This is a genomic window from Lysinibacillus sp. NPDC056220, from assembly GCF_049315265.1.
GTDB lineage: Bacteria > Bacillota > Bacilli > Bacillales_A > Planococcaceae > Lysinibacillus > Lysinibacillus pinottii.
Map to the genome: position 1 here is coordinate 295,172 of NZ_JBMOXD010000001.1, position 20,010 is coordinate 315,181.

The window sequence follows — 20,010 nt, forward strand, 5'->3', positions numbered from 1 at the left end:
AAACCCCCTATTTCAATTCTTGTAAGAAACTTTTACCAAATGCTGGTGCTTCTACTTGGAAGTTCTCAGCCACTGTAGCTGCAATATCTGCAAAAGTTTCACGAAGCTCTAGTTCAGCACCACCATTAAAACGTGGAGAATAGACAATTAACGGTACATACTCGCGTGTATGATCTGTACCGTGGAAGGTTGGATCATTTCCGTGGTCTGCTGTAATAATTAATAAGTCATCCTCTGACATTGCACTCGTAACTTCTGTCAGTCGCGCGTCGAATTCTTCCAATGCCTGTCCGTAGCCTAGTGGATCACGACGGTGTCCAAAATTAGCATCAAAGTCTACTAAGTTTAGGAAGCTCATTCCATGGAAATCACGGCGGACAACTTCAGCAAATTTGTCCATTCCATCCGTATTATTTTTAGTACGTACAGCATCTGTGACACCTTCACCATTGAAAATATCAGAGATTTTACCAATTGCAATTACATCTAAACCCGCGTCCTTTAAGACATTCATCGTTGTACGACCAAATGGCTTCAGCGCATAGTCATGTCGATTTGAAGTACGGGAGAAGTCCCCTGGCGTACCTATAAATGGACGTGCGATTACACGACCGACTAAATACTCGGGCTGTAATGTTAATTCACGCGCAATTTCACAGATTTTATATAATTCCTCTAATGGTATAATTTCCTCGTGTGCAGCAATTTGTAATACCGGATCAGCTGATGTATAGACAATAATTGCTCCAGTTTCCATATGCTCTTTACCGAAATCTTCTATAACCTGCGTACCACTCGCTGGTTGATTGCAGAGTACTTTACGACCCGTACGTTTTTCTAGCTCAGCAATCAACTCTGCAGGAAATCCATCAGGATACACCTTAAAGGGCTTATCAATATTTAACCCCATAATTTCCCAATGCCCTGTCATCGTATCTTTCCCAACAGAAGCTTCTTGCATTTTCCCATAGTATGCTTTCGGCTCGTTTGTCGCTTGCATACCTTGCAGCGGTTCAATATTTGCCAAACCCATTGACTCCATTACTGGCATTGTAAGCCCATTCATTTTTTCAGCGATGTGTCCTAATGTATGTGCTCCTACATCGCCAAAATTTGCAGCATCTGGCGCTTCACCAATACCTACAGAGTCCATTACAACGACATGGATTTTGTTAAACGGTTTATTCATCATTATTGCCTCCAATCTCATGACTCTATTTTACCAAAAAAATGCGAAAAATAAAGGTCAGACATCCGACCGAAAAAAATTTTCTGAAATTTTTAAGCACGTGGATGAAATTGCTTATATACTTCCGATAATCTTGTTTTACTAATATGTGTATATATTTGCGTTGTTGAAATATCTGCATGACCTAGCATCTCTTGTACAGCACGTAAATCAGCCCCATTTTCGACTAAATGAGTAGCAAAAGAGTGACGCAATGTATGTGGTGTTAACTCATGTTGGATGCCTGCCTTTAAAGCATGCTCCTTCATTAATTTCCAACAACCTTGTCTTGTTAAACGTTTCCCTCTTTGATTAATAAAAAACGCATCAGTTTTTGGATATTTTCCCTGTAATTGACCACGAGCATTATTTAAATAGGTACTTATGGCTGATAAAGCACTTTTGCCAAGTGGAATGATTCTTTCTTTTCCACCCTTCCCAAATACGCGAACAAATCCCATTGTTAAATGAATGTCTGCTAAATCTAAGGCTATAAGCTCACTGATTCGCATACCCGAACCATATAATAGTTCCAGCATCGCTAAATCACGGATACCTTGTGGCTTACTTCTATTCGGCGCAGTCAATAAGGCTTCGATTTCCTCTATAGATAAAATATTCGGTAATTTTTGCTCAATTGTTGGCATTTCTAAATGGACCGTTGGATCTGATTCAGCACGCTTTTCTCGTAGTAAAAATTGGTGAAAACTACGAATAGATGAAATATGGCGAGCAATCGTACGGCTTGTCTTCCCCTGTACACGTAGTTGCTCTAAATGTCGTAGTATGGTCGTTCTTTCTATATGGTTAAAATTAGCCATACCCTCTGCATTTTGCAAAAAATTTACATAGCTTTCTAAATCTCGGCGATAGGATGCTAATGTATTAACAGATAATTGCCGTTCCACTTGGATAAAATGGATATAATCCTCTACTGCGTATTGAAATTCATTCATCACAACGCCCCCTCACTGTCAATTATTTTCTATTTTAGCATGGCTATTAGAAATGTGCTAAAGCCCCCTCCATTCGACATAAACTAACGATAATAAGGATGATTATTTCATAAAAAAACAAAAAACTGCCCGATTTAATCTATACTAGAGATTAAAACAGACAGCTTTTCGTTAATTTTCTTCATTCGATTCGTCGTTTTTATCATGACAGCGCCAGCATATGCCGTGGAAAGTTAGTCGGTGATCCTTTATAATAAAGTTCCAACGCTTTTCAACAACGGCTTCCACATCTTCAAGTAAATCTTCTTGAATTTCATCAACAGCTCCACATTCAATGCAAACTAGATGATGGTGGAAATGGGCAGCTCCCTCTTGGCGTAGGTCATAGCGCGACACGCCATCGCCAAAGTTGATTTTGTCGACAATTTTGAGCTCAGTTAATAATTCTAACGTTCTATAAACAGTCGCTAGACCAATCTCTGGTGCTTTTTCTTTTACTAAAAGATATACATCCTCAGCACTTAGGTGGTCTTCTTCGTGCTCAAGCAAGACAGCAACTGTTGCTTCTCGCTGCGGCGTCAGCTTGTAACTAGCACTATGCAACTGTTTTTTTATACGATCAATTCGGCTCTCCATGTGACGCCCCCCTAAACTCTTTCCATTATACCAAAGGAGTAAATCCTATTACAAGATAGTGAATAGATTTCTAACACGCTTTTACTTTTTTATCTGATCACAATCTCTGTCTATTAAATCCATCATTTTAACACATATGAAACAACAATAAACTCAGCAACTATTATGATGAAAAATGCGATAAAATTCAACAAAATTGTCCGACCAGATACTTGCTTCCCGATTTTTCGCTTTGACCAAGCGGGTACAAGTAAATTGCATAGGACTAGCAACAATATACAATAGATAAGCTGAAATGGAAACCACCAAATCGTATAAAGCCAAAAAGCTTCAAGTTTTTGTAATAAAAATACAGAACTAAAGCCAAAAAAAGTTGCACGCATGGCTACAGTTACACGTACTAAAATTTTTAACACACTGTGAGTTGCTAGTATTAATACAAGACCTATGGAAATGGCAACAGGAAGCACTAAATGAAAAATCGAATGCCTGTCCCCATCAGCTAAACGAGGTTCTATAAATAAAATAAACGGTTCCGCTTTCGATCCACCAAAAATATGAAAGAAAATAACGCCACAAACAAAGCTAACTGCAATGATGGAAGCGTGATAAAATATAGACACCGTACGAGACATAAACATGCTCCTTTTCTATCAAGGTTTGTACAGCTTATGCTCGTCCGTCTCTATTATGCTAAAGATTATTTTCTAAATAGGTAGCAAGCCAAAGTACAGCAAATGCAGTTTTAGCATCAAAAATACGTCGATCCCCCACCATTGATTGTGCTTCTTCCAACGAAACTTCTAAAAGTTCGACAAACTCATCCTCATCTAACGCTGCTTTATTGTCGATGATATACAAATCCTTCGCTACATATAGATGAATGATCTCGTCTGCAAACCCCGGTGACGTTGCAAATGTTTGTAAGTATGTAAGGCTATGCGCGCCGTAGCCTGTCTCTTCCTCTAATTCACGGCGAGCTGTCATCGCTGGTTCTTCACCAGGTTCAAGTTTCCCCGCTGGAATTTCAACAATAGAACGTTCAAGTGCCTTTCGATATTGCTCCACTAACACTAATTTACCCTCATCCGTCACAGCAATTACCGCAACCGCTCCAGGATGCTTGATAATTTCACGCTTTGCAACCTGACCATTTGGTAATATGACATCATCAACCTGTAGCTTTACAATTTTTCCGTCATAGATGGGTGTCGTTTTTGTCGTTTTTTCCTCAAACTTTTTCATAGACGATAACCTCGCTTGTCCTTCAGATATGTTCATTGTACCATTACAAGTAGAGAAATCGAAGGAGGTCGTTTCATGAAAAAGAGGCAGCTAGGCACTAGTGAAATATTCATTTCAGAAATTAGTTTAGGAGGCATGTCACTTTCCACAGATAAAAAGCAAGCAGCAACTATTGTCGATATGGCATTAGATGCGGGCATAAATTATTTTGACACTGCCGATTTATATGATTTTGGTACGAATGAGGAGATCCTAGGTGCGGCATTAGGGAAACGTCGTCAAGAGATTATCCTTGCCACAAAAGTAGGTAATCGCTGGACTGAAGGTGCAGAAGGCTGGCAATGGGATGCTTCGCCATCCTATATAAGACAAGCTATTCATGCTAGTTTGAAACGATTAGGAACGGACTACATTGATGTTTATCAGTTACACGGTGGTACAATCGGAGATGATTGGGATGGGATTATCGACACTTTTGAGCGCTTGAAAAAAGAAGGACTTATTCGAGAATATGGCATTTCTTCGATTCGTCCAAACGTTTTGCAACGTTTTTTACCTGCAAGTTCAGCTAAAAGCGTCATGATGCAATATAGTGCTTTAGATCGCCGCCCCGAGGAGTGGTTTGACTTTATTGCGAACCAAGGCGCTTCTGTTGTAACACGTGGCACAGTGGCTAAGGGCTTATTAACAAATAGCTGGCAGCAACGTCTTCAGGGAGTAAAAGGTTTTAACAACTATTCTTCAGAAGAGTTAACAACAACGTTAACAAGTTTAGCTTCACAATATAATAATTTACATGCACTGGCACTGGCTTTTAATTTAAAAGAGTCTGCAATCGCTTCTACAGTAATTGGAGCAAGCTCACAGGAGCAACTAGCACAGACCCTCTCTGCCTATGAAAGCATGACTGCTATAACCGACTTGGAAGCAGCAAACACTTTAACAAAAAATGAACAATATGTAGAACATCGATGAAAAAGTGGTTGATTTTTATCATCTGTCTAGTTGTGCTAATTATTTCCTCTAGTATGACTTACGAACAACAAAGTATTTTACCAGAGCTTAAAAATTTATTAGCAGATAAACCTTTTGAAAAACAACTATCCTTTTTAAAAATCCCTTATTGGGACACAGTCGTATCAGTTGAAGAACGTGGTTATTTTCCATTTGTCGAATTTTTAATTCGTAAACTAACACATTTTATCGGATTTGGCTGCATTGCGCTTGGGTTATACTTTGCTTGGGGTAAACACCGTTTCGCAGCAACTATTGCTATTGCTGGAACAGCATTTATTGCTATACTTGATGAATTTCGTCAAAGCTTTACACCAGGTCGTACAATGAGCGGCCAAGATGTGCTTGTTGATACAGCTGGAGCTATTATTTTTGTTAGTGCTGTTGCTGTGTTCAGGAAATTGTTGAAAAATAAAAGACAAAAGGCACTATATTAGCCTTTTGTCTTTTATATAAATCAATAAAGGAATCTTCAATAATCAAAAACTCAGTTTCTTGATACAAGGTAGCCCCTGCTTTTTCTAAAATTTGAGGGGAAGCAAAATGATTTGTTGCTTCTCTACTTACAATTAAAAACAGTGATTCCACAAGTGTGAATTCACTGTTTTCTTGTTAATATTTAGTGCCTTTATCGCCATACTCATTTAGTAATTCTTCAAATGATTTATTTTTTTCTCGCTGCTTACGTTCAAAAGCTAGTTTAGCTTGGCGTTCCTCTTCTGCAGCCTGTTCTTTCATGGATAAATCTTGCTTTGCCGCCTTTAATTTAGCTAGCACATCGCCACCTAGTTGGTCTGCCAATGTGACTGCCTCCTGCTTTGGCAAGCTTGCTGTCATGCTATTGCTTGTCTGTTGCTGTTGTTTTCGTTTCTTTCCCATTTCATTCACCTTCTTATTGACATCAAGGACGCTTCACTACTGTGGCTACGCCTTGACCACCTCCGATACATAAAGTGGCTAAGCCCATTTTTGCATCACGCTTTTCCATCTCATGTAAGAGTGTGACCAAAATACGAGCTCCACTTGCACCAATTGGGTGACCAAGAGCAATCGCACCCCCGTTTACATTTAGTTTATCATGATTAAAGCGTAATTCACGATCAACAGCAATCGATTGTGCTGCAAAAGCTTCATTTGCTTCAATCACATCGATTTCTTCTAAAGTTGTTGCTGCCTTAGCCAGTGCTTTTTGGACTGCTTTAACTGGACCAGTTCCCATAATTGCAGGATCTACTCCCGCACTTGCATTGGCTGTAATAATCGCCATCGGCTGAATACCAAGCTCTTGCGCCTTTTTCTTAGACATCACAACAATTGCCGCAGCTCCATCGTTAATACCTGAAGCATTAGCCGCTGTTACGGAACCATCTTTTTTAAATGCTGGGCGTAGCTTACCTAGAGATTCCTCTGTCACGCCTGCACGCGGAAATTCATCCTTGTCGAATACAATAGGCTCTCCCCTACGCTGTGGAATCTCGACAGCGACGATTTCATTTTCAAATTTACCAGCTGCAATTGCTGCCTCTGCACGTTGCTGAGAACGTGCTGCAAAAGCATCCTGTTCTTCTCTCGAAATTTCATACATATCACATAAATTTTCAGCTGTAATGCCCATATGATAATCATTAAATGCACACCATAGACCATCATGAATCATAGTATCCACAACCTTTTGATCGCCCATTCGGAAGCCTTCACGCGCATTTTTTAAAACATAAGGGGCTTGGCTCATATTTTCAAAGCCTCCAGCCACGATAATTTCAGCATCACCAGCTAAAATAGCTTGCGTCGCTAAATGCACAGCCTTTAAACCTGATCCGCAAACTTTATTAATTGTTAGTGCTGACACCTCATTTGGTAAACCAGCTTTTATCGCTGCCTGACGAGCTGGATTTTGTCCAAGACCAGCCGATAACACATTCCCCATAATGACCTCATCGACTTGTTCCCCAGCTACTCCTGCACGTGCTAAAGCGTCCTTAATAACAATACTACCTAGAGTTACAGCTGGTACGTCTTTTAATGTCCCCTGAAATGAGCCTATAGCTGTTCGAACAGCACTCACGATTACTACCTCATTTATCATGTCCATTCTCCCCTTTTCCCCGTTCAAAAATCAACACTGCTGCATATGCTACTAGCAGATATGTATATTTTAACAAATATTTTGACGATTTTCGATAATAGAAATAATCGCAGTTTTGCCAAAGTTATTGTAAAATGTTGACGTGTTTTAAACAATCTCAGTTGGGAACATTACAAATAAGAAATAGCATGTGGAGGTGTTTTATCATGAAAAAGAAGATGCTTTTATTCTCTGGTATTACAACAACGCTTGCCGCTGCAGCTACTGGTCTGTTCGGCTTCGCGCTTTCCAATAAATTAATGTATATTCAACAAAAAGATCCAGAATTTATTCGTGAACGAGAAACGACTGCCAAACGTTTTGATGAGGCTTGGTACAATAAAAACTTGAAATGCGAACTTAATATTGATTCTCCAAATGGCTACACAATTAGAGGAATTATGTTTCAGCCGTTACAAACCAATAACACCATCATCATATGTCACGGCGTTACAGAAAATAAAATAAACTCCGTCAAATACGCTCGGCTATTTGAAAGGCTAGGCTATAATTCAGTTATCTTTGACCATCGGCGTCATGGCGAATCTGGTGGCAAAACAACTAGCTATGGTCACTATGAAAAAAATGATCTTGATGCTGTAGTTAATACAGTAAAAGCCATGATCGGTGAGGATGCAATACTAGGTATTCATGGGGAATCTATGGGTGCAGCAACAATGTTACTTTATGCAGGTACGGTGGAAGATGGTGCTGATTTTTATATTTCAGATTGTGCATTCTCCGATTTTTCCATGTTGCTCAAGCAAATAGCCAAAACAGAATTTAAATATGGCTCTATTATTCCCATCCGTTTTGCCGATTTCTTTGTCCGCCTCCGGGACGGCTACTCATTTAAAAGTGTAACACCTGCCGAAGCCGTCACACATATTGAAAAACCTGTGCTCTTTATCCATAGTATTCCAGATACGTTTATTCCAGCTTCCATGTCACTCGATCTCTACAATAAAAAAACCGGTCCAAAAAAATTAAAACTTTTTGATACGGGGGCACATGCACAATCCTTTAATGAAAATATGGATGAATATGAGGATTTAATTCATGATTTTTTAGACAATTTTATTTATCAAAAAATCAATCGGGATTCTTCTTCTTCGAATGTCATTCCATTCCATTTTTAGGGCAATGAAAAACCTTGCGTTATTTTACTCGCAAGGTTTTTATTTTATTTAATCTTCAAAAATAATATGCCATTCATCACGTTTCGCTAAAAACTCTTTCGCTAATGCTTTGGCCCCTTCTAAACTATGGCTAGCAGCCCAGCCACATTGCACTTCATTGCATGCAGGCACTGCGGTTGCCTTTGTCACATCTGTAAATGTGTTCTCTAAAATAGCTAATAAATCCTCATAATCATTATGATTGATCAAGGACACATAGAAGCCTGTTTGACAACCCATTGGACTGAAATCAACAATATGATCAGAGTAATTACGGATAATGTCAGCAGATAAATGCTCCAAAGAATGCAATGCAGGCATTTCCATATGCTCCTTATTTGGCTGTTTAAAGCGAATATCGTATTTATAAACCTCATCGCCATTTTTGCCCGTTTTCACACCTGCTAAACGAACATAAGGTGCCTTTACTTTTGTATGATCTAGATCAAAACTTTCTACATTTGTTTTTTCTTTTTGCAATATACACAACTCCCTTCCGTATAGTAACTACATTATACATAGTTTCCCGATAGAGTTGTATGATTTTTAAGAATTATTTAAATACTATTAAAAATAAAAAAAACAACTAGTTAAGCTTGAACTAGTTGCTCGGAACATTCCAAATTACTTCTGGAATTTATTCATTTGTGCCATCATTTGACGTACTTGCTTTTCAGACGGCGTACGACCCATTTGTGCCATCATCATACGAATCATTTGCTCATTAATAGGTGGGTTTTCTTTTAAATATTTCATCATAGCTTGACGAGCGAAATAGAAACCAAGTGCCGCTCCCGCTGCTAATGCGATAATTACGATAATAATCCAGCCCCATGTAGGCATACAACCAACCTCCTCCACTACAATATACCGAGAAAAAACTCTCCACGCTCCATTATACACCAAATGATAGCATGTTACTATATATTGTAGTGAAATTTCCTAGTGCATTGTATACTTCATAGGTTTCAACCACCCACATTCATTATCTTGTTTATTGAAAGCTATAAATCGTTCACTCATCTTGGCAAGCATTTGAAATAAATCTAAATCTAGCATTCGTGAGCCTTCACAATAAACACAAATCTTACGATCGACTAAATAAATAGCCATTTTGCCTTTTATCGGATGTTCTAAAAACAAAGCATTACGAGCTCTTTCTAAATGTGCATATTTGGAATCAAGTTGATGCTCTAACATTGCTGCTATTTCATCAAAACGAACGGATTCACATATATACGCAAGCTCTTTTAAGGATTTCTCATTGGCGTCTTCACAGCCTTGCATCATCTCTAATAACTTTCGTTCTCTGCCAAAAATAAACGTTAAATGCTCTTCTTTTATCTTATATATGGAATAGGTTCTCACCAGAAATCCTCCTTCGCTCAGTTTATTTTCCATAAGTATAGCTCATCCCATCTTGTTAATTTGTCAAACGGAGGAAGCTTTCATCTTCTATTTTTGTCGAAAAGCTTCTAGTTTAGGATCTAAAAATTATTTTATGGCAGATGATAATTTGCTCTAAAAATGAACGGCTATTTTTCCTAAAAAACAAGCAATATCTACTCATTGAGTACGCCAAAAATCCACTTTTGTTGCAGCTTAGATAGTTCTCAGCCTCAAGACCTAGTAGAAAATCAATTTCGAGTCCGTTTTAGACAATCTTGATAATAGGTAACATAAAGGTACAAACGAAAGGAGCTAAAACAAATGAGAAAATTTCTTTTATTAACTGGAGGCGTTATCGCAGCATGTGTTGCACTTGCCTTAATCGGACCATTGGCAGGCTTATTATTCTCCGGACTATTTGTAGCACTAGGGATGCATTTCTACATGGCAAGCAAGTCAAATTTCGGTAAAATCTTTTGGTTTGCGGTTGGTTTAATCGGTATTCTATCAGCAGTATCTAATATTCCTGCAATGATTGGTCTTGCAGCAATCGCTATTGTCTATGTCATTTATAAAAAATGGAATGGCGAAGAAGTAAAAATCCCAACAATTGAAGGTAAAAAAGAAGAAGATCCATTTACAAACTTCGAAAAAGAATGGTCAAATTTAACAAAATAAAAGGAGAGAATAAATATGAATTTATTTCAACGTTTTAGATATACAGTAGAAGCAGACTTACATCAGTTATTTGATAAGAAGGAACAAAAAAATCCAATTGCTATGTTAAATCAGTACATCCGAGAAGCTGAAAAACAAACAGAAGAAACAGGTAAATTATTAGAACGTCAAGGACAATTAAAAGAAAAGCTTGAGCAAGAATATCAACAAAATGCAGATTTACTTGCTAAACGTGAATCTCAACTGACATTAGCGAAAACTAGTGGCGAGCAAGATTTAATTGATTTTGCAATGGATGAAGTGACAGCTTACACTGCCCGTAATCATACGTTACAAGCGAGTATCGAAGCAAGTACACGTGAATATTTCGAGCTAGAGCGTAAATTCGAAACAATGAAACATAAAATTAAAGACATGAAAGTTCGTCAATTACAGTTAATGGGCAAAGAAAACGTCACGCGTGCCCATCATCAAATGGACGGTATGATTGCCAAAAACAATAAAACAAATTTTGAAGATTTGGAAGCTTATATTGATAAATTAGCTTATCAAATTGACAAAGATCATGAAGTTACAACATTTGAAGCAAGATTGGCACAATTAGAAAAAAAAGCTGCAGAGGAAAGCTCTCCACTGCTAATTGAAAATAAATAACATGTTATAATGGAAGTAATGCGCCCTCGCTAGCCGGCGCATTCTTTCACGTTTTAAAACAGAGGGTCCCATTCCCTCTTTTATACTATTAGTAGAAAGAAGGGTGACCCTCTTGCAGAATTTCACTACAAATAAGCTCACATTTTGGGTACTATGCTTCTTTTTACTCGTTTTTGTGGAGCTTACTATTTTTAATAATGGTGGCGCCTTTTGTTTATTGATTGGGGCCGTACTGCTTTATTTAAGCTTTTCTAAAAAAGTTCGCTTTTTTAAATGGACCGGCATATTCTTCATCGCGATTGCATTATTCACAATGTGGAGCCTCCGTCTATTCATTGTCATAATGCTCTTATATATGCTTTATCAATACTTACAACGAGAAAATGAACCAAAAATAGTCGGTGCAGAGCTTTTTGAAAAACTATCTACTTCGAAAAACGACTTAATTGGCACCATCCAAGCACCAACAGAGGCATACAAATGGCAAGATGTGCAGATTCAACGTTTAGCAGGGGATATTACAGTGGATACGACTCAAACGATTTTGCCTGCTGGCACAAGTCTAATTACGATTCGTCAAGGTATCGGTAAAGTACAAATCTATGTCCCATATGAAATACCTTTTCGTATACACTATACTACCCTATTCGGTGAGCTTACTTGCTTACATGTGGGCCCACAACGTATTTTAAATGAAAGTGTTAGCTTTTCTGATGGAAATCCAGAGGATGCAAAACGCATATTAATTATTCATGTTGCAACATGGCTTGGAGATTTGGAGGTGCTGCGTAAATGATTGCCTTTATCTCAAGATTATTTACCTTATTTTTCATTTTAATGAGCGCTACATTCGGATTGCTTGTTGCCGTATGGGGAAATCCTGATGAAAAAGCTTGGGAACCTTTATGGCGACAAAATTATAATAATTTTCCTCTTGGCGGAATTATTGTAGTCAGCCTATTTGCTCTAAGCTTCCTCTTTGCCAGTTGGATTAGTATGACTGCTCGTGCCCGAGAGGCTCAAGCAACAAAAATTGTCAAACAGTTAATTGAGCCTGATTTTGTACTTTCTAAAAAGCAAGCCCTTCCGAAACCATTAAAAAAAGCACTTATTCAAACAAGTGAATTAATAGATACACAGCGTAAAAGCCTACAGCGCTTATCCAATGAACGTGCAGAAGCTCATGACAAAATTATTCAGGAACGCATCGTTGCTGAACGTCAACGTCTGGCTAGAGAATTACATGATTCTGTGTCGCAGCAATTGTTTGCGGCCTCCATGTTGCTTTCTGCTTTAACTGAAAGTGACGAAAATGCGACTAGTTTAAAGCAAGTGGAAAAAATAGTACAACAAGCACAGCTCGAAATGCGTGCGTTACTGTTACACTTACGCCCTGTTGCACTCCGCAATAAAACGCTTGCGCAAGGCTTAGAGGAATTAATTATTGAGCTTCAGCAAAAGGTTTACTTTCATATTGAATATGAGCTAGAAGAAATGGCATTAACGAAAGCAGAAGAAGATCACTTATTCCGCATTGCCCAGGAAGCCCTCTCTAATACACTTCGACATGCCAAAGCAAGTGAGGTTGAATTGTTGCTTGTTGCACGAGATGACTTAGCCATTTTACGCATTCAAGATAATGGTTTGGGCTTTGATGTAGAAGCCGATAAATCCACTTCTTACGGCTTGCAAAATATTGCTGAACGTGCAGTTGAAATAGGCTGCACATACAAAATTGTGTCAGTCCCTGAAGAAGGAACGATTGTCGAAGTAAAAATTCCACTACATAAGGAGGAGGTCAATAGTAATGATACAAGTACTCATAGTGGATGATCATGAAATGGTGCGTATAGGCGTTTCAGCTTACTTATCCGCACAGCCTGATATTACAGTTGTTGGTGAGGCTGAAAACGGGCAAGAAGCAGTTGAGCGTGCTCTTGCCTTAAAGCCTGATATTATTTTAATGGATAATGTTATGCCCATTATGACTGGTGCTGAGGCAACAGCAGAAATTTTAGCGGCATGGCCTGAGGCAAAAATCATGATGGTGACTAGCTTTTTAGATGATGACAAAGTCTACCCTGCATTAGAGGCAGGAGCAGTAAGTTATATTTTAAAAACATCTAATGCTAAACAAATTGCGGAAGCCATTCGTAAAACAATGGGTGGCGAAACGGTTTTAGAGCCAGAAGTCACATCTAAAATGATGCACCGTATGCGCAACGGCAATAATACACCTCTTTACGAGCAACTTACTGACCGTGAAATGGAAGTCCTATTATTAATGGCACAGGGCAAAGCCAATCAGGAAATCGCCGATGAGCTATATATTGCTTTAAAAACTGTGAAAACACATGTTAGCAATATTCTAGCAAAGCTAGAAGTGCAGGATCGTACACAGGCTGTTGTCTATGCATTTCAAAATGGGCTTGCCAAATAATTCCTACATAAAAAAACTGCATAACCATATGCAGTTCAGACTGTAGACAAACTCAATGAAATAAAGTAAAGCCGTTGATTTCCACTACGGGCGGACGCTTTCCGCGGGCGGGGTCGAGCTGCTTCCCTCGCTTCGCTCAGTCCAGGATCTCGTCTTTCCCGCTTTTCCCGCTGGAGTCACCGCCCTTCGTTCCCATCAACTTCTACATAAAGTGCCCCATCTATATAGGATGTTGAAAAGTAAATTTTGAGGTGCTAATACATCGAAACCTTTGATTTGTGCGAAGTGTCAAGCCTTCCCAATGTACGGAAAGTAAGAATTACAAAAAACTCATTCAACGCCATACTTGGGAACTGTATGTGGAGGAAGCTGAACATTTACGCCATTCCTATGACGTCAAACAAATTTATGCAAGCGTAAAGAAACGATTGAGCATGTCTTTGCCGATGCAATGGTATGCGATGGACAACCTAGAGGTCTGAAAAATTGTCCATGCAGGCGATACTAACTCTTGCTGCCATGAATTTAAAGAAACTAGCTACTTGGACGTGGCTGGCGGCTTAAAAGAGTTCTTATACTTGAAGAGTCTGTTTTATGGGATATCAAATTACCATTTTTAAACATAAAAATCGAGTGTGAACTTCTCAATTCCTTTTGTCACAGTCTGAACTGCATAACCATATGCAGTTTTTTTGATTTGGGATATTTTTGAAAATTATTGCCACAGATATATTTGTTAATTCCTTTAGTGATACGTCACTCAATACCTAACATTTGATTCTCACTTGCTATAAAAAGTACCGCAACGCCCAGCGAATTGATACAAACGCTGAGTGTTGCGGTACTTTATTAAAAATCTTATAGAGCTTTTACCTTCGCAACTACATTTTCTACAGTGAATCCGTATTTTTCCATTACTACTTCACCTGGAGCTGATGCGCCAAATTTATCGATTGCAAGCACATCACCATCAAAGCCAGTATATTTATGCCAGCCGAATGATGCACCCATTTCAATCGCAAGACGTTTAGTGACAGCTTTTGGTAAAACAGATTCTTTGTAGGCAGCATCTTGTTTTTCAAAGCGATCCATAGATGGCATTGAAACGACAGCTACATCCAAACCTTCACCTTTTAATGCATTTTGAGCTTCAATTGCAAGAGATACTTCAGAGCCTGTTGCAATTAATATAGCATCCGCTACTGCTTTAGTTGCAGGTGATACTGTGTAAGCACCCTTCGTCACACCTTCACGTACTGTTTCAATAGAAGCGTTAAGAACAGGTAAGTTTTGACGAGACAATACTAATACTGTTGGCGTATTTTCTGATGCAACGGCAAGCTCCCATGCAACAGCTGATTCATTTGCATCCGCAGGACGAACAACAGATAAATTAGGCATTGCACGTAGTGATGCAAGGTGTTCAATTGGCTCATGCGTTGGACCATCTTCGCCAACAGCAATCGAGTCATGTGTAAATACATACGTTACAGGTAGACCCATTAATGCTGACAGACGAACTGCCGGACGCACATAGTCTGAGAACACGAAGAATGTACCACCAAATACATTTAAACCACCGTGAAGTGCCATACCGTTTAAAGCAGCGCCCATTGCAAATTCACGCACACCAAACCAGATGTTGCGACCAGCATAATCGTCCGCTGAGAAGTCGCCTGCACCCTTCATCGTTGTTTTATTAGAGCCAGCAAGGTCAGCAGAGCCACCAAAGAATGATGGAGTTTTCTTAGCAATAGCATTAATCGCATCACCCGAAGAAGAACGTGTTGCTACAGATTTACCAGCTTCATACACTGGTAATTCCGAAGCGAAGTCTGCTGGTAATTCACCCTTCATAGCCTGTTCAAATTGAGCTGCTAATTCTGGGAATTCCTGTTTATAAGCAGTAAATTTCGCATTCCAAGCTTCTTCAGACTGTGCTCCTTGCACCTCAGCCGCAGCATTAAAAGTATCATATACTTCAGCAGGAATTTGGAAAGGCTCATGTGCCCACTCATAGGCAGCTTTTGTTAATACCACTTCATCTGTACCAAGTGGTGCACCATGAGAATCCGCTTTACCCGATTTATTTGGTGAACCAAAACCAATCACTGTTTTCACTTCAATCAATGTTGGTTTGCCAGTTGATTTTTTAGCTTCTTCAATAGTTGCATTAATCGCATCAACATCTGTGCCATCTGCAACTTTTAAATAATTCCAGCCATAAGATTCAAAACGTTTTTGGACGTTTTCTGAGAATGACTTTTCTAAGTCTCCATCTAAAGAAATATCATTAGAATCGTAAAGCACGATTAATTTTTCAAGTTTTAAGTGACCAGCTAATGAAATAGCCTCTGCTGCTACGCCCTCCATTAAGTCTCCATCACCACATAATGCAAATGTATAGTGGTCAACGATGTCATGACCTGGTTTATTGTAAGTAGCTGCTAAATGACGCTCTGCCATTGCCATACCTACAGTCATGGCAATACCTTGTCCTAGAGGACCAGTTGTTGCTTCCACACCTACTGTATGACCATATTCAGGATGTCCTGGTGTTAATGAATCCCATTGGCGGAAGTTTTGAATTTCTTCCATTGGTAAACCATAGCCGCCTAAATGAAGTAGGCTGTATAGAAGCATGGAACCATGACCAGCTGATAATACAAAACGATCGCGATTATACCATTTTGGGTTCGCTGGATTATGGCGTAATTGTTTTGTCCAAAGCGTATAAGCCATTGGCGCTGCCCCCATTGGTAAACCTGGGTGACCAGAATTTGCTTTTTCAATAGCATCGATTGACAAAGTTCGGATAGCATTAATTGCTAATAAATCCGCATGTTGAGTCATTATATTGTGACATCCTTTCTCGTCCTATAATTGTTCTTCTACAGTTTAGTCAACATTGCTTTAGAAAACAATGCTTTTGTTATACTATTTGTATTTTCATACATACTTTATTAAATTGTGTCACATTAATTTAGAAATTTATTTTTTTTCGCTTGTCTTACCTTCTCTGGCGTGACATCATTTCCTTCTGCATCAACCACTTTTACGTTTTCAATCGTATCACGCATCGTTGCTCTAAATGTATCCAAGTATTCTTTACGAAGCGCTGTTCGCTCCTTTGCCTCTTCATCCGTTAGTTGACCATTTTTTGCTTTAGCAGAAAGTTCATTTATACGGTTAATTTTTTCTTTTGATAACATAGTTACACACCTTTCAGTACCTATCTTATTGACTTCGGTATGCAAAGTATAGCACGGTTTCCCATTAAATGCAGTTATACCAACCCTTATTCAAACTGTTGAAATAAAAAAATACATGACTTCCAGATGTTTGAAGTGTATAAGTATTATATGGAAGGAAAAATTTAACTATATATTGGAGGATATACATGTGAACGTGACAACTAAGCGATTACTCATTCGAACATTTCAAGAACAGGACTGGGAAGCTGTTTATAGCTATACTTCAGATGAAAAAGTGATGCATTATATGCCTGAAGGTGTTTTCACTGAAGATCAGGCAAAGAAATTTATTAAAGAAAATAGCAGCGACAAAGCAAAACATTTTGCTATTGTTTCAAATAATTGCAAGCAAGTGATTGGTCATATTGTTTTCCATCCTTATTTCGGTGATCATACATATGAAATCGGTTGGGTACTAAATCCAGTTTACCAAAATCAAGGCTTTGCTTCTGAAGCTGCACATGCTGTATTAGACTATGGATTTAATGAAAAGAAACTTCATAGAATTATTGCAACGTGTCAGCCCGAAAATATCGCTTCCTATAAAGTTATGGAAAAAATCGGAATGAGGCGTGAAGGTTTTTTTAAAAAATGTATACCATATGGGGATGAATGGTGGGACGAATACTATTACGCAGTCTTACGTGAAGAGTGGGACAATTTGTTAGGAGGTTAGAAGAACATTAAACACTAAACTACTAAGCTCGTGGAAATGGAAGAAGTTCCTGTAAATGGTATTAGGCACTTGGTCAATAATGGATGATCCGACCATACAAATTAGCTTGAAAAAACTTCTGAATACGGAGGAGGTATTTTTCGATGGCAAAATTTCATCCTGATTACATGATTACTATGAAAGATTTTGTAAAAGAACACTCGGTCCTATTACGAAAACAAACACAAGATGTTGCCATACCAGTTCCCTTAGAGGACCGACATATATTATTTTCTAAGCTTCAATATTTAAAAAACAGCCAAGATCCGATTTTAACAAAAAAGTATAAGCTACGTCCTGGTAGTGGCCTCTCTGCAAATCAAATTGGCGTAGATAAAAGAATGTTTGCTGTCCTTTTTGAAGATCATGACCAAAAACACGAAATGATGTTCATTAACCCAAAAGTAATGAGCCATTCTTTAAATATGATCTATTTGCCTGAGGGAGAAGGGTGTCTGTCTGTTAATCGACCAGTTCACGGTTTTGTACCAAGATATGAACGAATTAAAGTAAAAGCCTATACTATTGATGGACAGGAATTTATTTTGTCTTTAAAAGGCTATGAATCTATCGTTGTACAACATGAAATCGATCATTTAAATGGTATTATGTTTTATGATCGAATTAATAAAGATAACCCTTTTCAACTACCCCAAAATGTTATTATCGAAAGCTTGTATTAAAAAAATTAGCAGGCTATATTATTTGCCTGCTAATTTTTCTTGATGCTCTTGGAATCGGCGATGTACGGTTGCCTTACTTACCTCAAAGCCTAATCCTCTAAGAGTAATGGAAATTTCCTCAAAGGTAAAACCACGATTACGTAGCTTCACGATTTCATCAACAGGGAGTTCCTTCCGTTCCTGACCATGCGGATTCCCACGATTGGATAGGTTATTTTCAGGGCGATAGCCATTTTCCACAGCACGTCGCATACCTCTGCGGATTTTCGCATTATGGATTCTACGTTGATACTCTTCTACAATTGCTAAAATCTCTAGTAGCATCGTATCCATTTCGTTTAATTGAACTGGTCCTGCATCACGCATCGAATAAACATCTGTTGCTGATTTTTGTAATAAATGCAATACTGCCATCCTGGCATTTCCACGGCCTAAACGAGTTTCATCTTGTACAAAAAGAGCTTTTACTTCCTTCTCTTTTATAAAATCAAGCATTTCAAGTAAGCCTTCGCGTTCAACATCATAACCGCTATGCTTATCTTTAAAAACACCCTTTACTTCATAGCCTTGCTCTTTAGCACAGAGCACTAATTCTTCTTGTTGGCGCTCTAACGAGGAGCTTTGCGTTTCTTTTTCAGTACTTACCCGGCAATAGACAACAGCCGTCATTTGATTATTTTTCATTGTTCGTTTCTCGCAATTTCAATGGTTTTGATGGGACTGGCTTGATCACTCAAAACTGGAATGACTAGAGATTTACCCGCCACGATTTTAATATCTGCTAACTCATTTTCTGATTTGACAAGTTTAATCCAATCTTCTTTACTCATTTTACCACGGTATTGTTCGGCTAACGACCACAAGCTATCCCCATGTTCAATTTGAATTTCAGCGTAATTAACATCCCCCGGATCAGTGATGTAAAGGTAACTTGCGAAGAGTAAACAAGCACCTAATAATATAGTGATATGTGTATTTTTCTTTAACCATTTCATCATTATAACCTCTTTTCTAGAATGTTTGTTCGGAATATATGTTCCCATAATAAAGCGAACAAACGTTTTTGTCAAACACTTTTCGAACCTATGTTTGCATACGTGTTCGCATTCTGTTATACTATCAAATAAGAAGAATGATATTAGAAAAAAGAGGTGAGCAATCATGAAAAAAGTATCGAAAAGACAAGAGGACATTTTAGCGTTCATTAAAGACGAGGTACGAGCTAAAGGGTATCCGCCATCAGTCCGTGAAATCGGGGAAGCTGTTGGACTTGCTTCAAGTTCAACTGTTCATGGTCATTTGGCTCGATTAGAACAAAAGGGTTTTATTCGTCGAGATCCAACAAAACCACGTGCTATTGAAATTCTTGAACCTGAAGAATCCATCCAAAAGCAACACGTCATCCATGTACCACTTGTAGGGAAGGTTACAGCAGGTTCTCCTATTACAGCTATCGAAAATATTGAAGAGTATTTCCCACTGCCTGATACATATGGCACGAGTGAGGATCAGTTATTCATGCTAGAAATTATGGGTGAATCGATGATTGAAGCAGGAATTTTAGATGGTGATTTAGTGATTGTGAAGCAAAAATCAACGGCTAATAATGGAGACATTGTTGTAGCCATGACTGCTGAAGATGAAGCTACTGTAAAACGATTCTTTAAGGAAAAAAACCATTTCCGTTTACAGCCTGAAAATTCATCAATGGAACCGATTATCGTCGATCAAGTATCCATTTTGGGACAAGTTGTTGGTCTGTATCGCCGTGTACATTAATTAAATGAGGGTTTGAGGATTGTGTTCCTTCACTGA

Annotated in this window: 25 protein-coding genes and 1 pseudogene; 12 read left to right on the forward strand and 14 right to left on the reverse strand. The window is 38.5% G+C overall.

Annotated features, from left to right (window positions below; genetic code table 11):
• Nucleotides 1-7: 7 nt before the first annotated feature.
• The 5 genes from deoB to ACOZBY_RS01475 form a co-directional block, all read right to left on the reverse strand.
• Nucleotides 8-1,189 (reverse strand): phosphopentomutase, encoded by a 1,182-nt coding sequence (deoB, locus tag ACOZBY_RS01455; protein ID WP_031419107.1) that lies wholly within the window; start codon nucleotides 1,187-1,189, stop codon nucleotides 8-10.
• A 92-nt stretch (nucleotides 1,190-1,281) separates the two neighbouring features.
• Complete coding sequence (gene xerD / locus ACOZBY_RS01460) at nucleotides 1,282-2,184, reverse strand: site-specific tyrosine recombinase XerD (RefSeq protein ID WP_036215027.1); 903 nt, start codon at nucleotides 2,182-2,184, stop codon at nucleotides 1,282-1,284.
• 171 nt (nucleotides 2,185-2,355) lie between these two features.
• Complete coding sequence (locus ACOZBY_RS01465; RefSeq protein ID WP_008174639.1) at nucleotides 2,356-2,820, reverse strand: Fur family transcriptional regulator; 465 nt, start codon at nucleotides 2,818-2,820, stop codon at nucleotides 2,356-2,358.
• Nucleotides 2,821-2,942: 122 nt separating this feature from the next.
• Nucleotides 2,943-3,455, reverse strand: coding sequence for a hypothetical protein (locus ACOZBY_RS01470; RefSeq protein ID WP_031419104.1), 513 nt, complete (start codon nucleotides 3,453-3,455; stop codon nucleotides 2,943-2,945).
• Nucleotides 3,456-3,513: 58 nt separating this feature from the next.
• Complete coding sequence (locus ACOZBY_RS01475; protein ID WP_012293404.1) at nucleotides 3,514-4,065, reverse strand: NUDIX domain-containing protein; 552 nt, start codon at nucleotides 4,063-4,065, stop codon at nucleotides 3,514-3,516.
• 75 nt (nucleotides 4,066-4,140) lie between these two features.
• On the opposite strand from ACOZBY_RS01475, the gene ACOZBY_RS01480 reads away from it, so the two are divergent.
• Nucleotides 4,141-5,040: an aldo/keto reductase gene (locus ACOZBY_RS01480; protein ID WP_036167532.1), complete on the forward strand. Its 900-nt coding sequence runs from the start codon at nucleotides 4,141-4,143 to the stop codon at nucleotides 5,038-5,040.
• Complete coding sequence (locus ACOZBY_RS01485; protein WP_036161007.1) at nucleotides 5,037-5,516, forward strand: VanZ family protein; 480 nt, start codon at nucleotides 5,037-5,039, stop codon at nucleotides 5,514-5,516. Before ACOZBY_RS01480 ends, ACOZBY_RS01485 begins: the two co-directional genes overlap by 4 nt.
• Before the next feature lie 175 nt (nucleotides 5,517-5,691).
• Here the strand turns inward: ACOZBY_RS01485 and ACOZBY_RS01490 are convergent, their stop codons facing one another.
• Both ACOZBY_RS01490 and ACOZBY_RS01495 read right to left on the reverse strand, forming a co-directional pair.
• A complete protein-coding gene (locus tag ACOZBY_RS01490; RefSeq protein ID WP_031419099.1) occupies nucleotides 5,692-5,958 on the reverse strand; it encodes a YqkE family protein in 267 nt (88 codons plus the stop codon).
• Nucleotides 5,959-5,980: 22 nt separating this feature from the next.
• The gene (locus tag ACOZBY_RS01495; protein ID WP_155273152.1) at nucleotides 5,981-7,165 is read right to left on the reverse strand and encodes an acetyl-CoA C-acetyltransferase; all 1,185 of its coding nucleotides are present in this window, start codon (nucleotides 7,163-7,165) and stop codon (nucleotides 5,981-5,983) included.
• A gap of 206 nt (nucleotides 7,166-7,371) precedes the next feature.
• Here ACOZBY_RS01495 and ACOZBY_RS01500 point away from each other — a divergent pair, with 206 nt between their 5' ends.
• Nucleotides 7,372-8,343: an alpha/beta hydrolase gene (locus ACOZBY_RS01500; RefSeq protein ID WP_036167529.1), complete on the forward strand. Its 972-nt coding sequence runs from the start codon at nucleotides 7,372-7,374 to the stop codon at nucleotides 8,341-8,343.
• Between the two features lie 48 nt (nucleotides 8,344-8,391).
• Here the strand turns inward: ACOZBY_RS01500 and ACOZBY_RS01505 are convergent, their stop codons facing one another.
• The 3 genes from ACOZBY_RS01505 to sirA all read right to left on the reverse strand — a co-directional run bounded on the left by ACOZBY_RS01505 (nucleotide 8,392) and on the right by sirA (nucleotide 9,750).
• A complete protein-coding gene (locus ACOZBY_RS01505) occupies nucleotides 8,392-8,862 on the reverse strand; it encodes an S-ribosylhomocysteine lyase (protein ID WP_012293397.1) in 471 nt (156 codons plus the stop codon).
• 144 nt (nucleotides 8,863-9,006) lie between these two features.
• Nucleotides 9,007-9,225 (reverse strand): YneF family protein, encoded by a 219-nt coding sequence (locus ACOZBY_RS01510; RefSeq protein WP_004232154.1) that lies wholly within the window; start codon nucleotides 9,223-9,225, stop codon nucleotides 9,007-9,009.
• A gap of 99 nt (nucleotides 9,226-9,324) precedes the next feature.
• A complete protein-coding gene (gene sirA, locus ACOZBY_RS01515) occupies nucleotides 9,325-9,750 on the reverse strand; it encodes a sporulation inhibitor of replication protein SirA (protein WP_025114054.1) in 426 nt (141 codons plus the stop codon).
• A 342-nt stretch (nucleotides 9,751-10,092) separates the two neighbouring features.
• On the opposite strand from sirA, the gene ACOZBY_RS01520 reads away from it, so the two are divergent.
• From ACOZBY_RS01520 to ACOZBY_RS01545, 6 genes and pseudogenes are all read left to right on the forward strand, one after another.
• Nucleotides 10,093-10,449, forward strand: a complete 357-nt coding sequence (locus ACOZBY_RS01520) for a hypothetical protein (protein ID WP_012293395.1) — start codon at nucleotides 10,093-10,095, stop codon at nucleotides 10,447-10,449.
• Between the two features lie 15 nt (nucleotides 10,450-10,464).
• Nucleotides 10,465-11,103, forward strand: a complete 639-nt coding sequence (locus ACOZBY_RS01525) for a PspA/IM30 family protein (RefSeq protein WP_012293394.1) — start codon at nucleotides 10,465-10,467, stop codon at nucleotides 11,101-11,103.
• Nucleotides 11,104-11,206: 103 nt separating this feature from the next.
• Nucleotides 11,207-11,899, forward strand: a complete 693-nt coding sequence (liaF, locus tag ACOZBY_RS01530) for a cell wall-active antibiotics response protein LiaF (protein WP_235616136.1) — start codon at nucleotides 11,207-11,209, stop codon at nucleotides 11,897-11,899.
• A complete protein-coding gene (locus tag ACOZBY_RS01535; RefSeq protein WP_012293392.1) occupies nucleotides 11,896-12,936 on the forward strand; it encodes a sensor histidine kinase in 1,041 nt (346 codons plus the stop codon). The genes liaF and ACOZBY_RS01535 overlap by 4 nt, the downstream gene beginning before the upstream one ends.
• On the forward strand, nucleotides 12,911-13,543 hold the full coding sequence (locus ACOZBY_RS01540) for a response regulator (RefSeq protein WP_031419087.1): 633 nt from the start codon (nucleotides 12,911-12,913) through the stop codon (nucleotides 13,541-13,543). The genes ACOZBY_RS01535 and ACOZBY_RS01540 overlap by 26 nt, the downstream gene beginning before the upstream one ends.
• A gap of 262 nt (nucleotides 13,544-13,805) precedes the next feature.
• A pseudogene (locus ACOZBY_RS01545) lies at nucleotides 13,806-14,107 on the forward strand (transposase); the annotation flags it as partial.
• 294 nt (nucleotides 14,108-14,401) lie between these two features.
• Here the strand turns inward: ACOZBY_RS01545 and tkt are convergent.
• Nucleotides 14,402-16,396, reverse strand: coding sequence for a transketolase (gene tkt / locus ACOZBY_RS01550; protein ID WP_012293389.1), 1,995 nt, complete (start codon nucleotides 16,394-16,396; stop codon nucleotides 14,402-14,404).
• A gap of 125 nt (nucleotides 16,397-16,521) precedes the next feature.
• Nucleotides 16,522-16,755 carry a DUF896 domain-containing protein gene (locus ACOZBY_RS01555; RefSeq protein WP_012293388.1) on the reverse strand — a complete coding sequence of 78 codons (234 nt, stop codon included), beginning with the start codon at nucleotides 16,753-16,755 and terminating at the stop codon, nucleotides 16,522-16,524.
• Between the two features lie 190 nt (nucleotides 16,756-16,945).
• Between ACOZBY_RS01555 and ACOZBY_RS01560 the strand changes: the two genes are divergently transcribed.
• The gene (locus ACOZBY_RS01560; protein WP_036167522.1) at nucleotides 16,946-17,473 is read left to right on the forward strand and encodes a GNAT family N-acetyltransferase; all 528 of its coding nucleotides are present in this window, start codon (nucleotides 16,946-16,948) and stop codon (nucleotides 17,471-17,473) included.
• 143 nt (nucleotides 17,474-17,616) lie between these two features.
• A complete protein-coding gene (def, locus tag ACOZBY_RS01565; RefSeq protein ID WP_422761335.1) occupies nucleotides 17,617-18,195 on the forward strand; it encodes a peptide deformylase in 579 nt (192 codons plus the stop codon).
• A gap of 18 nt (nucleotides 18,196-18,213) precedes the next feature.
• Here the strand turns inward: def and ACOZBY_RS01570 are convergent, their stop codons facing one another.
• Both ACOZBY_RS01570 and yneA read right to left on the reverse strand, forming a co-directional pair.
• Entirely contained in the window at nucleotides 18,214-18,879 is a 666-nt protein-coding gene (locus ACOZBY_RS01570) for a YneB family resolvase-like protein (protein ID WP_012293385.1), read from the reverse strand.
• Nucleotides 18,876-19,193 carry a cell division suppressor protein YneA gene (gene yneA, locus ACOZBY_RS01575; RefSeq protein WP_230584541.1) on the reverse strand — a complete coding sequence of 106 codons (318 nt, stop codon included), beginning with the start codon at nucleotides 19,191-19,193 and terminating at the stop codon, nucleotides 18,876-18,878. The genes ACOZBY_RS01570 and yneA overlap by 4 nt, the downstream gene beginning before the upstream one ends.
• Nucleotides 19,194-19,356: 163 nt before the next feature.
• Here yneA and lexA point away from each other — a divergent pair, with 163 nt between their 5' ends.
• Nucleotides 19,357-19,974 carry a transcriptional repressor LexA gene (lexA, locus tag ACOZBY_RS01580; RefSeq protein ID WP_031419079.1) on the forward strand — a complete coding sequence of 206 codons (618 nt, stop codon included), beginning with the start codon at nucleotides 19,357-19,359 and terminating at the stop codon, nucleotides 19,972-19,974.
• Nucleotides 19,975-20,010 lie beyond the last annotated feature (36 nt).

Coding starts and splice junctions, on each gene's coding strand:
- deoB (WP_031419107.1), bottom strand. CDS start 1,189: ATGAATAAACCGTTTAACAAAATCCATGTCGTTGTAATGGACTCTGTA.
- xerD (WP_036215027.1), bottom strand. CDS start 2,184: ATGAATGAATTTCAATACGCAGTAGAGGATTATATCCATTTTATCCAA.
- ACOZBY_RS01465 (WP_008174639.1), bottom strand. CDS start 2,820: ATGGAGAGCCGAATTGATCGTATAAAAAAACAGTTGCATAGTGCTAGT.
- ACOZBY_RS01470 (WP_031419104.1), bottom strand. CDS start 3,455: ATGTCTCGTACGGTGTCTATATTTTATCACGCTTCCATCATTGCAGTT.
- ACOZBY_RS01475 (WP_012293404.1), bottom strand. CDS start 4,065: ATGAAAAAGTTTGAGGAAAAAACGACAAAAACGACACCCATCTATGAC.
- ACOZBY_RS01480 (WP_036167532.1), top strand. CDS start 4,141: ATGAAAAAGAGGCAGCTAGGCACTAGTGAAATATTCATTTCAGAAATT.
- ACOZBY_RS01485 (WP_036161007.1), top strand. CDS start 5,037: ATGAAAAAGTGGTTGATTTTTATCATCTGTCTAGTTGTGCTAATTATT.
- ACOZBY_RS01490 (WP_031419099.1), bottom strand. CDS start 5,958: ATGGGAAAGAAACGAAAACAACAGCAACAGACAAGCAATAGCATGACA.
- ACOZBY_RS01495 (WP_155273152.1), bottom strand. CDS start 7,165: ATGATAAATGAGGTAGTAATCGTGAGTGCTGTTCGAACAGCTATAGGC.
- ACOZBY_RS01500 (WP_036167529.1), top strand. CDS start 7,372: ATGAAAAAGAAGATGCTTTTATTCTCTGGTATTACAACAACGCTTGCC.
- ACOZBY_RS01510 (WP_004232154.1), bottom strand. CDS start 9,225: ATGCCTACATGGGGCTGGATTATTATCGTAATTATCGCATTAGCAGCG.
- ACOZBY_RS01520 (WP_012293395.1), top strand. CDS start 10,093: ATGAGAAAATTTCTTTTATTAACTGGAGGCGTTATCGCAGCATGTGTT.
- ACOZBY_RS01525 (WP_012293394.1), top strand. CDS start 10,465: ATGAATTTATTTCAACGTTTTAGATATACAGTAGAAGCAGACTTACAT.
- ACOZBY_RS01535 (WP_012293392.1), top strand. CDS start 11,896: ATGATTGCCTTTATCTCAAGATTATTTACCTTATTTTTCATTTTAATG.
- ACOZBY_RS01540 (WP_031419087.1), top strand. CDS start 12,911: ATGATACAAGTACTCATAGTGGATGATCATGAAATGGTGCGTATAGGC.
- tkt (WP_012293389.1), bottom strand. CDS start 16,396: ATGACTCAACATGCGGATTTATTAGCAATTAATGCTATCCGAACTTTG.
- ACOZBY_RS01555 (WP_012293388.1), bottom strand. CDS start 16,755: ATGTTATCAAAAGAAAAAATTAACCGTATAAATGAACTTTCTGCTAAA.
- def (WP_422761335.1), top strand. CDS start 17,617: ATGGCAAAATTTCATCCTGATTACATGATTACTATGAAAGATTTTGTA.
- ACOZBY_RS01570 (WP_012293385.1), bottom strand. CDS start 18,879: ATGAAAAATAATCAAATGACGGCTGTTGTCTATTGCCGGGTAAGTACT.
- yneA (WP_230584541.1), bottom strand. CDS start 19,193: ATGATGAAATGGTTAAAGAAAAATACACATATCACTATATTATTAGGT.
- lexA (WP_031419079.1), top strand. CDS start 19,357: ATGAAAAAAGTATCGAAAAGACAAGAGGACATTTTAGCGTTCATTAAA.